The sequence below is a fragment of the Sphingomonas sp. Sphisp66 genome (genome assembly GCF_047324325.1).
In the GTDB taxonomy this organism is placed as follows: domain Bacteria; phylum Pseudomonadota; class Alphaproteobacteria; order Sphingomonadales; family Sphingomonadaceae; genus Sphingomonas.
The window spans coordinates 3,928,626-3,940,399 of sequence record NZ_CP168508.1 but is presented as its reverse complement, the minus strand read 5'-3'; the positions used below and the strand labels follow the sequence as shown (position 1 = coordinate 3,940,399).

Genomic DNA, 11,774 nt, shown 5'->3' with positions numbered 1-11,774 from the left:
TGTGCGCGCCTATGCAGACAGCTTCGGCCGCCCCCATGCCCATCCCCGGGCACATCGATCCCGTGCCCGTGCCCCGCCCCGCGGTGGCGCGCGAGGACGGACGTGTCGACCTGATCGGTCTCACCCGCGACCAGCTTCGCGCGGTGCTCGCCGATGCCGGCATGGAGCCGAAGCAGGCCAAGCTGCGCGCCAAGCAGATCTGGCACTGGGTCTACAACCGTGGCGCGACCGAGTTCGAGTCGATGACCGACATCGCCAAGGCGCAGCACCCCTGGCTCACCGAGCGTTTCGTGATCGGTCGCCCCGAAGTGGTCGAAGCGCAGGTCTCGACCGACGGCACGCGCAAATGGCTGCTGCGCTCGGCGGACGGCCAGGATTACGAGATGGTCTTCATCCCCGATGCGGACCGCGGCACGCTCTGCGTGTCCTCGCAGGTCGGCTGCACGCTCAACTGCCGCTTCTGCCACACCGGCACGATGCGGCTGGTGCGCAACCTCACCGCCGGCGAGATCGTCAGCCAGGTGATGCTCGCCCGCGATTCGCTCGGCGAATGGCCGTCGCAGCCCGAGGGCCGCATGCTCACCAACATCGTGATGATGGGCATGGGCGAGCCGCTCTACAATTTCGACAATGTCCGCGACGGCCTGTCGATCGTGATGGACGGCGACGGCCTGGCGCTGTCGAAGCGCCGCATCACCCTGTCGACCTCGGGCGTGGTGCCGATGATGGCGCGCGCCGGCGAGGAGATCGGCGTGAACCTAGCCGTCTCGCTCCACGCGGTGACCAAGGAAGTGCGCGACGAGATCGTGCCGCTCAACCGCAAGTATGGCATCGAGGAACTGCTCCAGGCCTGTGCCGACTATCCCGGTGCCAACAATGCCCGCCGCATCACCTTCGAGTATGTCATGCTCAAGGACAAGAACGACAGCGACGAAGAGGCGCGCGAGCTGGTCCGTCTGCTCAAGAAGTACAAGCTGCCCGCCAAGGTGAACCTGATTCCGTTCAACCCCTGGCCCGGCGCGCCGTACGACACCTCGACGCCCGAGCGCGTCCGCGCCTTCTCGAACATCATCTTCGAGGCGGGCATCTCGGCCCCGGTGCGCACCCCGCGTGGTCGCGACATCGACGCCGCCTGCGGCCAGCTCAAGACCGCCGCCGAGAAGAAGAGCCGCGCCCAGCTCGACCGCGAGGCCGAGGAGAAGATGGCGGCGCTCGGCTGATCGCTGTCCGGACAAGCTTCTGCTTGTCTGGAGCATCGGCCTGCGCCAGCCCTCTCCCGGAACAGGGAGGGGCGTATGGTGCTTGGCTTGATCACCATTTCGGCATGGCTGCTGGCAGTGGCGGCCGCGCCCGATTGCGCGCCGATCGAGGGCAGCGCGGCGATCCTCGATGATCCGGCGATCGACTATGTCGTCTTCGGCGAGACCCATGGAACGACCGAGAGCCCGGCACTGTTCGGCGATCTTGTCTGCGCGGCCGCCGCGCGTGGCCCGGTAATGGTCGCGCTCGAGATCCAGCTGGCGGACGAGCCGGTCTTCGTCACCTATTTGGCCTCCAACGGCGATGCGGCGGCGCGGGCGGCGCTACTCCGTGCCGGGCTGTGGAACGACAGGATGAAGGACGGGCGTTCCAGCCTGGCGATGCTCGCGCTGGCGGAGCGGCTGCGCAGGATGTTCGAGGCGAAGCAGATCCTCGGCGTGGTCGGCACGCTCGATCCTGCCGCGCATGATCCGAACGACCAGACTCCGCACGACCGCGCCATCGCCGCAAACTGGATGCGGGCAAGGGCGGCGCATCCTGGTGCAAGGGTGCTGGCACTGGTCGGCAGCGCGCACGCGGTGGCCGGGCGCGTCGATTTCGGCGGCGGGCACGGCTTCATGGCCGCGGCCAGCTTCCTGCCGCGCGGGCACGTCGCGACGCTTGGCCCGGCCGATGCCGGCGGCCAGGCATGGGTCTGCCAGTCGATGGACGATTGCGGTCCGCACCCCGCCCGAACCGGAAGCCAGGCCTGGCCCCGCTCGATCCGCCGAAGCCCGGAAGGGCGCGCGGGGCCGCTGCGCTGGGATTATCTTTATGCCCCAGGCGGTGCCTTCACCGCCGCCGCACCCGCCAAGCCGGCGCCGTGACGGTGGACGTTTCGCTGGAACGCGTCTCGGCGCTTGACTCGGCATGGTTCGCCGGCTGCGACTTCGGGCTCGATCCGGCTGGGCGCGCCTATCCGTTCGATCCCGCCTATTCGGTATCCCTCGGCCCGGAGCGGCGGATGATCGCTGTCGCGCGCATCGACGGCCGTGTCGCCGGCTATGCCGCCTGCCAGCGCGACGGAGACGCGGGGGAGGTCCGCCGCCTCGAGATCGATCACGCGGCGCGGGGACAAGGCCTTGGGCGCTTGCTGCTGGGCGAGGCGCGGCGATGGGCCGGCGAGCAGGGGCTTGCGGCGCTGGTGCTCGAAACCATGGCCGACAATCCCGCCGCAGGCCGCTTCTTCGCGCATCAGGGTTTCGTGCTGATCCGTCAGGCGAAAGCGCTGCACTGGCAGCTGACGCTCCGCGACTAGAATCCGCTCGACAAGCGTGCCTCGCGCCAGGATTTAGGGCGCGTGCTCGACCTTCCCGATCTGATCCTCGCCGCCGCGGCCGGCACGCTGGGTGGCGCGATGAACGCGCTGGCGGGAGGCGGCACGTTTGCCACGCTGCCCGCGCTGATCGCGCTGGGCCTGCCTTCGAACATCGCCAACGCCACGTCGAACGTCGCGCTGCTGCCCGGTGCCGGTGCGAGCGCCTGGACCTATCGCGACGAGCTGGCGCCGGTGGGCGGCATGTCGGTGCGCATGCTCGCCGCGATCACCTTTGCCGGCGGGCTGGTCGGCAGCGTGCTGCTGGTGCTCACGCCCTCGCGCGCCTTCGACATGATCATCCCCTGGCTGCTGCTCTTCGCCCTTGTGGTGATGCTGTTCGGCAAACGCGCATCGGACTGGCTGCACGCGCGGGTGACGATCGGGCCGCGCACCCTGGTGACCGCACAGAGCCTGCTCGGCATCTATGGCGGCTATTTCGGCGGCGGGGTGGGGCTGATCACCACCGCGGTCTATGGCCTGCTCGCCGGTGCCGATCCGCGCTCGCTCTTCTCGATCCGCACGCTGATGCTCGCCATCGCCAATTTCGCCGCGGCGTTCGTCTTCATCGCGATCGGCATGGTGCGCTGGTCGGCCTGCCTGCCGATGCTCGCCGGCGGCGTGCTGGGGGGCTGGCTCGGCGCGCATGTCGGCAAGCGGCTGCCGCACCATGTCGTGCGGATCTGGACCTTGCTGGTGACGGCGGCGACCACCATAGTCTTCTTCGCACGCGCCTACGGATGATCGGCTGAGCAGGAATATATGCAGGTTTATCGTCACCGGCTGATCACGCGTATCTGGCACTGGATCAACGCGATCGCGGTGCTGGTGATGATTCCCAGCGGGCTGATGATCTTCAACGCCCATCCGCGCCTCTATTGGGGCAATTATGGCGCGAATTTCGATCACGCCTGGCTGAAGCTCCCGCAATGGCCGGGATGGCTGACCCTGCCTTCCACCTATGATCTGGCGGGCGCGCGGCACTGGCACCTCGCCTTCGCGCTGGTGCTCGCCTTCTCGCTGCTGGTCTATCTGCCGTGGAGCCTGCTCAACCGTCACCTCCAGCGTGACCTGCGCATCCGCAGGGCGGAGCTGGCGCCGGCGCATCTCGCCGAGGATCTCGAGGCGCATTGGCAGCTGCGTTTCCACGATCCCGCCGATCCGAAGGCGTACAACATCTTCCAGAAGGCCAGCTATGCCGGGGTGCTCTTCCTCCTGCTGCCGCTGCTGATCTTCACCGGCCTCGCGCTCGCGCCCGGCATGTGGCCCTGGCTCGCCGATGTGTTCGGCGGCCGGCAATCGGCGCGGTCGCTCCACTTCATCGCGATGGCGCTGCTCAGCCTGTTCGTGGTGGTGCATTTGACGCTGGTGATTCTCGCGGGGCCAGTCAACGAGGTCCGATCGATGATCACCGGCTGGTGGAAGGCCCCCGAGGACGCGGAGGAAGCGGCATGATTACCCGGCGCGGCCTGATCGTCTCCGGAGGGGCGACGCTGCTCGCGGGCTGTGATGCCTGGAGCAACAGCCCGATCCTGCTGAACGCCGATGAAGCGCATCGCTATCTCCAGCGCTCGATCACCGGCCGCGCGGCGCTGGCGCGCGAGTTCCGTCTGGATCAGCGCAGCCCGCGCTTCCGCACCAACGGCACCGCCAATCCGAACACGCCGGAATATAATGCGCTCGCGGCCCATGGTTTTGCCGACTGGCGGCTGCAGGTCGGCGGCATGGTCCAGCGGCCGCTGTCGCTCAGTCTGGCGCAGCTGCGCTCGCTGCCCCAGCGTGCCCAGATCACCCGGCACGACTGCGTCGAGGGGTGGAGCGCGATCGGCAAATGGCAGGGGCCGCAACTGGAGCAGGTCCTCCGCCTCGCCGGCCTGCGCGACGGCGCGCGCTACATCGTCTTCCACTGCGCCGACGTGTTCGGCCAGCGGAAGATCCCCTATTACGAGTCGATCGACCTGATCGATGCCTTCCACCCCCAGACCATCCTCGCCTGGTCGATGAACGACGCCCCGCTCGGCGTCGGCCATGGCGCGCCCCTGCGCCTCAGGGTCGAGCGCCAGCTCGGCTACAAGCAGGCCAAATATCTCATGCGGATCGAGGCGGTGGCGAGCCTGGACGGGATCGGCCGGGGCAAGGGCGGCTTCTGGGAGGATATCGCCGGCTATGAATGGTACGCCGGAATCTGATTATGTCGGATTCTTCGCAGTCGCGGAAATATTGCGGAAATCCCGTATATCCCTAAGGTGCCTATGGGGGCTGTTGACCTTCAGATGGTGGGTGACGGCTGAATGGCGTTGATTGATCGATTTTTCGCACGCGCAGTAAAGCGCGGACAACTCACCGTCATCCACGCGGATGGCACCCAGCAGAGCTTCGGCGAACCCGATCCCGCGCTCAAGCCGGTAACGATACGGTTCGGGGCGGGTGCGACGCGGCGAATCCTGCGCGATCCCTCGCTCGGCGCGGCCGAGGCGTTCATGGACGGCGACATCGACATCGTCGAGGGCGAGATCCTCGACCTGCTGATCCTCTTCGCCTCGAACAATCGCTGGGAGGACGACAATTCGGTGCTGATGCCGGGCACCCTCAAGACGGTGATGGACAAGCTCGCCTTCCGCATCGGCCGGATCAACATGCAGCGCCGCTCGAAGAAGAACGTCGCGCATCACTACGACCTGTCGGGCAAGCTCTACGACCTCTTCCTCGATACCGACCGCCAGTATAGCTGCGCCTATTTCAGCGATGCCGGCATCAGCCTCGAACAAGCGCAGCTCGACAAGAAGGCGCACATCGTCGCCAAGCTGGCGATCGGGCCGGGCATGAAGGTGCTCGACATCGGCTGCGGCTGGGGCGGCATGGCGCTCTACATCCACGAGAAGACCGGAGCCGATGTGCTCGGCGTCACTTTGTCCGAGGAGCAGCTCAAGGTCGCGCGGCAGCGTGCCCTGGACGCCGGCGTGGCGGACAAGGTGAAGTTCGAGCTGATCGACTATCGCAATCTCACCGGCCAGTTCGACCGGATCGTCTCGGTCGGCATGTTCGAGCATGTCGGCACGCCGCACTACCGCACCTTCTTCCGCAAGGTCCGCGAGCTGCTGACGCCGGAGGGCGTGATGCTGCTCCACACGATCGGCCGCGCCGGCGCGCCGGGCGTCACCGATGCCTTCACGCTCAAGTACATCTTCCCCGGCGGCTATATCCCCGCGCTCTCCGAGATCGCCAAGGGCTATGAGGGGCTGCGCTACTTCATGACCGATGTGGAGGTGCTGCGCCTCCACTACGCCAAGACGCTCAAGCACTGGTACGAGCGCACGGTGGCGTCGCGCGATGCGATCGTCGGGCTGTACGACGAGCGCTTCTACCGGATGTGGTGCTTCTACCTGGCCGGCTGCTATGTCAGCTTCGAATATGGCGGCCTGGTCAATTACCAGCTGCAATTCTCGCGCTCGCGCGACGCGCTGCCGCTGACCCGCGATTACATGTTCGATGGCGAGCGCGAGTTGCGCGAGCCGCACAAGGTAACCTTGCGTCAGGCCGGATAGGTCGCATCCATATGGGCGATGGCGGTGCGGGCGATCTCCTCCAGCACCGCCATGTCCACATCGGCGAGTTTCTTGACGTAGAGGCAGCTCTTGCCCGTCTTGTGCTTGCCCAGCCGGGCGAGCAGCGGCGCCTGCTCGTCCTTGCCGGTGAGCACATAGAGGACCAGCTCGGCCTTGCGCGGCGAGAAGCCGATCCGGCACATCTCGCCCGAATGGCCGCTGTCATAGGTGTAGCGATAGCTGCCGAAGCCGATGATCGAGGGCCCCCACATTCGGGGTTCCTCGCCGGTCAGCCGCTGCAGCATCGCGAGCACGATCTCCGCATCGGCACGGCGCACGGGATCGGGTACCGCGGCGATGAAGTCCGCGACCTTCACTTCGGTCGCCCTGGTCTTGAGCTCGGCCATTCGCCCCTCCATGTCCGTCGGGCATAGCATGCCCCAGCCGCAAAACTTGCGGAAGCGGCGCATGGACCCTAGAGCGCCCCCGTTTTCCCGCACATCCTTCGGAGTCGCCCATGTCAGACAAGATCAACCGCGTCGTGCTCGCCTATTCGGGCGGCCTGGACACGAGCGTGATCCTGAAATGGCTCCAGCAGGAATATCAGTGCGAGGTGGTGACCTTCACCGCCGATCTGGGCCAGGGCGAGGAGCTCGAGCCGGCGCGCAAGAAGGCCGAGATGGCCGGGGTGAAGCCCGAGCACATCTTCATCGACGATCTGCGCGAGGAGTTCGTCAAGGACTTCGTCTTCCCGATGATGCGCGCAAATGCCTTGTACGAGGGCCTGTACCTGCTCGGCACCTCGATCGCGCGCCCGCTAATCGCCAAGCGCCAGATCGAGATCGCCAAGCTGGTGAATGCCGACGCGGTCAGCCACGGCGCCACCGGCAAGGGCAACGACCAGGTCCGCTTCGAGCTCGGCTATTACGCGCTCAACCCGGACATCAAGGTGATCGCCCCGTGGCGCGAATGGGACCTGACCAGCCGCACCAGGCTCATCGAGTTCGCCGAGAAGCACCAGATCCCGGTCGCCAAGGACAAGCGCGGCGAATCGCCCTTCTCGACTGACGCGAACCTTCTCCACACCTCGTCCGAGGGCAAGGTGCTCGAGGATCCGTGGGAGGAAGTCCCCGATTACGTCTATTCGCGCACGGTGAACCCCGAGGACGCGCCCGACGTGCCCGAAGTCATCACCATCGATTTCGAGCGCGGCGACGGCGTCGCGCTGAACGGCGTGGCGATGTCGCCCGCGACCCTGCTCACCGCGCTCAACGAGCTTGGCCGCAAGCACGGCATCGGTCGTCTCGACCTCGTCGAGAACCGCTTCGTCGGCATGAAGTCGCGCGGCATGTACGAGACGCCGGGCGGCACCATCTATCACCTTGCCCACCGCGGCATCGAGCAGATCACCCTCGATCGCGGCGCCGCGCACCTCAAGGACGAGCTCGCCCCGCGCTATGCCGAGCTGATCTACAACGGCTTCTGGTTCGCCCCCGAGCGCGAGATGCTCCAGGCCGCGATCGACTACAGCCAGGAAAAGGTCACCGGCACCGTCCGGCTCAAGCTCTACAAGGGCAGCGTGATCATCACGGGTCGCAAGTCGCCCTATTCGCTCTACAGCGAGAAGGTCGTCACCTTTGAGGACGACCAGGGCGCCTATGACCAGCGCGACGCCGCGGGCTTCATCAAGCTCAACGCGCTCCGTCTGCGCCTGCTCGGCCGCCGCGAGGGCTGATCGGACGGGCCCGCTGGCGACGGCGGGCCAGCCATCGCGCTTCTCAAGACCGCGTTCCGTTGCGCGCCGTTGCGCGACGGGCAGCCTTTAGCGCCGCGGCTGATCCAGCAGGCCGATGAAAAAGGCGGTCACCACCATCTGCAGTCCGGTGCAGCAGAGCACCAGCGACGGGATGGTGAGCCGCATCAGCGCGGCGGGGTTCATCCCGCCAAAGTCCTGGCCGGCCCAGATCGCCGTGGCGGTGATACCGCCGCCGATACCGAGCGCGAGCATCGACCCGCCCAGGATGCAGGCGCGCTCGACGCTGAACCAGTTGCGCACCCGCCGCATCAGCCCGCTCTCTGGCCACATGCCGGCGATCGTGCCGTAGCGCCGCGCCATCACGCTCAGGCCGATCAGCTGCGAGCCCATCAGCACCGCCATCGCCGCGAAGATCATGGTGTGGATGCCGAACTCGACGCCGCCCAGGTGCACGTCGCCGGGAATCAGGCCGAGCAGCGCGACGAGGCCGGTGAGCGCCAGCGCCAGCCCTGGATAGAGGAACAGCCATTTGGGTGCGTAGATCAGCAGGAAGCGCAGGTGCCGCCAGCCGTCGCGCCAGGTGCGCAGGTGCGGCGGCCGGCTGCGCCCGTCCGGCTGCAGCGTCGTCGGCACCTCGCGGATGTCGAGGCGGGCGATCGACGCCTTCACCACCATCTCGCTGGCGAACTCCATGCCGGGTGCGTGGAGCCCCAAAGCCTGGATGCTGTCGCGGCGGAAGGCGCGCAGGCCGCAATGGAAATCGCCGATCGGCGTCCGGAAGAAGATCCGGCCGAGCAGGCTGAGCACCGGATTGCCCAGATATTTGTGCAGCACCGGCATCGCTCCCGGCGCGATGCCGCCTTCGAAGCGATTGCCCATCACCAGCTCGGCACCGTCGCGCAGCGCAGTGAGGAAGGGCATAAGCCCGCCGAAGTCATAGCTGTCGTCGGCATCGCCCATGGCAATGTAGCGGCCGCGCGCCGCTTCGATGCCGCCGATCAGCGCTGCGCCATAGCCGCGCGCCGGGACATGGACGATTCTCGCGCCGAGTGCGTTGGCGATCTGCTGCGATCCGTCGGTCGAGCCATTGTCGGCGATCAGGACTTCGCCCGCGATGCCATGGTCGTCGAGAAAGGCGCGGGCCTTCTTGATGCAGACCGCCAGCGTCTCCGCCTCGTTGAGGCAGGGCATCACGATCGACAATTCTATCGCCTCGGCCTCGCGCGGCGGCACGGCGCGGGAAACGGGCTTCAGGACCTGGGCAGCTAGGGGCACGCACGATTCCTTTTCGGATATGCTGCCTGTCTGCCTGCAGGAGCGCCAAATTTTGGTTAACGCCCCTCGATTCCGCTTCGAGGCGGAAGGTCGTGTTAACCAAATTTCAGCGGTCGCCGGATAGGCAGCGTGAGACGCACAGGGAGATATGTCGAATGCTCGGCACCGTTCACGGCAAACTCGTCTTCAACCGCCGCATCCGCCGGCTGGCGACGGCGATCGCGGAGCGCATTCCGCAGAATGCCCGCGTGCTCGACGTAGGCTGCGGCAGCGGCGATCTCGCCGCGCTGATCATGCAGATGCGCCCCGATGTGCGGATCGAGGGGATCGACGTGCTCGTCCGCCCCGACACCGCGATTCCGGTGCACGCCTATGACGGCGCCCACATACCGTTCCCCGACGACAGCTTCGATGCCGCGATGGTGATCGACGTGCTCCACCACACCGACGACCCCGCGGCGGTCCTGGCCGAGATTTCGCGAGTCGCGCCGCACGTCGTGATCAAGGATCACCTGCGCAACGGCCTGGCCGCGGGCCCGACGCTGCGCTTCATGGACTGGGTCGGCAACGCCGCGCACGGCGTGCGCCTGCCCTACAACTATCTCTCGCGCCGCGAATGGACCGCGATCTGGGGCAAGCTCCACCTCGCCACCAGCGCCTTCGCGGACCGGCTGGCGCTCTATCCGCGCCCCTTCTCCTGGCTGTTCGACCGGGGACTGCACTTCGTCGCCGTCCTGTCGCGCTGATCCGATGACCATGTCGCCGCCGGCGGGGGCGGAAGCGCGGCGCGGCACGATCCGGCTCGACCTCGCGATCGCCATCGGCCTCGCGCTCGTGCTCACCATCGGCTGGTCGATCACCGACTGGCCGCGGCTGAGCCGCATGCTGCTGCCTGATCCCGACGACATGATGCGCCTGGCCCAGGTCCGCGACTGGCTGGCCGGGCAAGGGATCAACGACTGGACGCAATATCGCATGGCGCCGCCAGCCGGCTCGCCGATGCACTGGTCGCGGATCAACGATTTCGGCATCGCCGCGATCATCCTCGCGCTGACGCCGCTGCTGGGACGCGCGCACGCCGAGCTGGCGGCGGTCCTGCTCTATCCCGGGCTGCTGTTCGCCTGCGCGATCTTCCTGTCCGCCCGGATCGGCCGGCGCCTCTGGGGTGCCGAAGCGGGTCCGGTCGCGGCCGTGCTGACCGCGCTCGCCTATCCCGGCACCACCGTGTTCATCCCCGGCCGGATCGATCATCACGCCTTGCAGGTGGTGCTGATCCAGCTGCTCGTCCTCGCGCTGATGCGCGCGCCGGGAGCGGCATCCGGCGCGGCGGTGGGACTGCTCACCGCGCTCAGCCTGATCGTCGGGCTCGAGACCGGGCCGCAGGTCGTCGCCCTGCTCTCGGTGCTGGCGCTGTTCTGGGTGTGCCGGGGCACGGACGAGCGTATGCGCCTCGCCGGCTTTGCCGCCGCATTGGGCGGGACGACGCTGCTCTTCCTCGCCTTCCTGCGCCCGACCTATTGGACCGCGGCGTTGTGCGATGCATTCACCCCGGCCTCGTCCACCGCGATGCTGGCGGTCGCCGTGGCGATGGGCGCACTGGCCGCGCTCACGCCCTGGCTGCGGGACTGGCGCCTGCGAATCGCCGTCGGTGCGCTGCTCGGCGGCGCGGCGATCGGGGGCACGCTGTTTGCCTATCCCAGCTGCATCAACGGCCCCTATGGCGTGATGGACCCGTTCCTGCAGACGGCGTTCCTGCCCTATATCGACGAAGCCAATGGCGTGCTGCAGCAGCCGCGGCTCGCCAAGATCGTTTCCATCGGCGGCATGCTCGGCATGGCGTGCCTGGTCGCGATCTGGATGCTCGTGCGAGAGCGCCGGCGCTGGGCAGTGCTGCTTCCCGACGCCGGCGTGGTGCTCGCGTCCGGGCTGGTGATGCTGGCGCAGGTCCGCGGCGTCTATATCGGCGCGCCGCTCGCCGCGCCGATGCTCGCGGTGCTCGTAATCCTCGCTCGCCGGCAGGTGCGCTGGCAATTGCCGCTGGTGATTGCCGCCTGGTCCGCCGCGGCCGGGATGGTCTATGTCACCGTCGCCGATCAGCTGGAGATGCGGCTGCAGCCGCGCGGCAGCGCCGAGCCGGCAAAGGGCGTCAATCCACCCAAGGTGCAGGTGCTGTGCTCGGCCGGCGATGCCTGGCGGCAGGTCGATCGCGCGCCGACCGGCGTGATCATGGCCGGCACGAACGTCGCTTCCTATGTCGTCGGCGCCACGCATCATGCCACCATCGGTGCCGGCTATCATCGCAACGATCGCGGCAACATGGCGATGTACCGCTTCTTCCTCGGCAAGCCCGAGCAGTCGCTGGCGATCGCGCGGCAGTGGCATGTCGATTACGTGCTGTTCTGCCCCGGCGATTTCGATGAAATCCAGGTGTCCGCCAATTTCCCGACCAGCCTCGCGGCGCAGTTGCGGGCGGGCCGGCGGCCCGTCTGGCTGGAGCCGATTCCGCTCACCGGCACGCCGCTGGAATTCTATCGCATACGCGAAATGCGCTGAGCGCTTGCGGCGAGGGGCTTTGCTCCCCTAA

12 protein-coding genes are annotated in these 11,774 nt (G+C 67.3%); 10 read left to right on the top strand and 2 right to left on the bottom strand.

Annotation, left to right across the window (positions count from 1 at the left end):
- The first annotated feature begins 35 nt into the window (after positions 1-35).
- The 7 genes from rlmN to ACEN8G_RS17840 all read left to right on the top strand — a co-directional run bounded on the left by rlmN (position 36) and on the right by ACEN8G_RS17840 (position 6,159).
- The gene (rlmN, locus tag ACEN8G_RS17870; protein WP_413415942.1) at positions 36-1,220 is read left to right on the top strand and encodes a 23S rRNA (adenine(2503)-C(2))-methyltransferase RlmN; all 1,185 of its coding nucleotides are present in this window, start codon (positions 36-38) and stop codon (positions 1,218-1,220) included.
- 75 nt (positions 1,221-1,295) lie between these two features.
- Positions 1,296-2,126, top strand: coding sequence for a hypothetical protein (locus ACEN8G_RS17865; RefSeq protein WP_413415943.1), 831 nt, complete (start codon positions 1,296-1,298; stop codon positions 2,124-2,126).
- Between the two features lie 2 nt (positions 2,127-2,128).
- Entirely contained in the window at positions 2,129-2,557 is a 429-nt protein-coding gene (locus tag ACEN8G_RS17860; RefSeq protein ID WP_413740648.1) for a GNAT family N-acetyltransferase, read from the top strand.
- Between the two features lie 42 nt (positions 2,558-2,599).
- Complete coding sequence (locus ACEN8G_RS17855; RefSeq protein WP_413415945.1) at positions 2,600-3,358, top strand: sulfite exporter TauE/SafE family protein; 759 nt, start codon at positions 2,600-2,602, stop codon at positions 3,356-3,358.
- Positions 3,359-3,376: 18 nt separating this feature from the next.
- The gene (locus ACEN8G_RS17850; RefSeq protein ID WP_413415946.1) at positions 3,377-4,069 is read left to right on the top strand and encodes a cytochrome b/b6 domain-containing protein; all 693 of its coding nucleotides are present in this window, start codon (positions 3,377-3,379) and stop codon (positions 4,067-4,069) included.
- Positions 4,066-4,803 (top strand): molybdopterin-binding protein, encoded by a 738-nt coding sequence (locus ACEN8G_RS17845; protein WP_413415947.1) that lies wholly within the window; start codon positions 4,066-4,068, stop codon positions 4,801-4,803. The genes ACEN8G_RS17850 and ACEN8G_RS17845 overlap by 4 nt, the downstream gene beginning before the upstream one ends.
- A 102-nt stretch (positions 4,804-4,905) precedes the next feature.
- Positions 4,906-6,159: a class I SAM-dependent methyltransferase gene (locus ACEN8G_RS17840; RefSeq protein ID WP_413415948.1), complete on the top strand. Its 1,254-nt coding sequence runs from the start codon at positions 4,906-4,908 to the stop codon at positions 6,157-6,159.
- Here the strand turns inward: ACEN8G_RS17840 and ACEN8G_RS17835 are convergent.
- On the bottom strand, positions 6,147-6,566 hold the full coding sequence (locus tag ACEN8G_RS17835) for a DUF1801 domain-containing protein (RefSeq protein WP_413415949.1): 420 nt from the start codon (positions 6,564-6,566) through the stop codon (positions 6,147-6,149). The genes ACEN8G_RS17840 and ACEN8G_RS17835 overlap by 13 nt on opposite strands.
- A gap of 110 nt (positions 6,567-6,676) precedes the next feature.
- On the opposite strand from ACEN8G_RS17835, the gene ACEN8G_RS17830 reads away from it, so the two are divergent.
- Positions 6,677-7,894 (top strand): argininosuccinate synthase, encoded by a 1,218-nt coding sequence (locus ACEN8G_RS17830; protein ID WP_413415950.1) that lies wholly within the window; start codon positions 6,677-6,679, stop codon positions 7,892-7,894.
- An 87-nt stretch (positions 7,895-7,981) separates the two neighbouring features.
- Here the strand turns inward: ACEN8G_RS17830 and ACEN8G_RS17825 are convergent, their stop codons facing one another.
- The gene (locus ACEN8G_RS17825; protein WP_413415951.1) at positions 7,982-9,190 is read right to left on the bottom strand and encodes a glycosyltransferase family 2 protein; all 1,209 of its coding nucleotides are present in this window, start codon (positions 9,188-9,190) and stop codon (positions 7,982-7,984) included.
- A gap of 155 nt (positions 9,191-9,345) precedes the next feature.
- On the opposite strand from ACEN8G_RS17825, the gene ACEN8G_RS17820 reads away from it, so the two are divergent.
- A complete protein-coding gene (locus ACEN8G_RS17820) occupies positions 9,346-9,936 on the top strand; it encodes a class I SAM-dependent methyltransferase (protein ID WP_413415952.1) in 591 nt (196 codons plus the stop codon).
- A gap of 4 nt (positions 9,937-9,940) precedes the next feature.
- The gene (locus ACEN8G_RS17815; RefSeq protein ID WP_413415953.1) at positions 9,941-11,743 is read left to right on the top strand and encodes a hypothetical protein; all 1,803 of its coding nucleotides are present in this window, start codon (positions 9,941-9,943) and stop codon (positions 11,741-11,743) included.
- Positions 11,744-11,774: the final 31 nt, after the last annotated feature.

What these genes read in the sequence shown, in the direction of transcription:
- rlmN (WP_413415942.1), top strand. Translation starts at nt 36, where the DNA reads ATGCCCATCCCCGGGCACATCGATCCCGTGCCCGTGCCCCGCCCCGCG.
- ACEN8G_RS17865 (WP_413415943.1), top strand. Translation starts at nt 1,296, where the DNA reads ATGGTGCTTGGCTTGATCACCATTTCGGCATGGCTGCTGGCAGTGGCG.
- ACEN8G_RS17850 (WP_413415946.1), top strand. Translation starts at nt 3,377, where the DNA reads ATGCAGGTTTATCGTCACCGGCTGATCACGCGTATCTGGCACTGGATC.
- ACEN8G_RS17845 (WP_413415947.1), top strand. Translation starts at nt 4,066, where the DNA reads ATGATTACCCGGCGCGGCCTGATCGTCTCCGGAGGGGCGACGCTGCTC.
- ACEN8G_RS17840 (WP_413415948.1), top strand. Translation starts at nt 4,906, where the DNA reads ATGGCGTTGATTGATCGATTTTTCGCACGCGCAGTAAAGCGCGGACAA.
- ACEN8G_RS17835 (WP_413415949.1), bottom strand. Translation starts at nt 6,566, where the DNA reads ATGGCCGAGCTCAAGACCAGGGCGACCGAAGTGAAGGTCGCGGACTTC.
- ACEN8G_RS17830 (WP_413415950.1), top strand. Translation starts at nt 6,677, where the DNA reads ATGTCAGACAAGATCAACCGCGTCGTGCTCGCCTATTCGGGCGGCCTG.
- ACEN8G_RS17820 (WP_413415952.1), top strand. Translation starts at nt 9,346, where the DNA reads ATGCTCGGCACCGTTCACGGCAAACTCGTCTTCAACCGCCGCATCCGC.
- ACEN8G_RS17815 (WP_413415953.1), top strand. Translation starts at nt 9,941, where the DNA reads ATGACCATGTCGCCGCCGGCGGGGGCGGAAGCGCGGCGCGGCACGATC.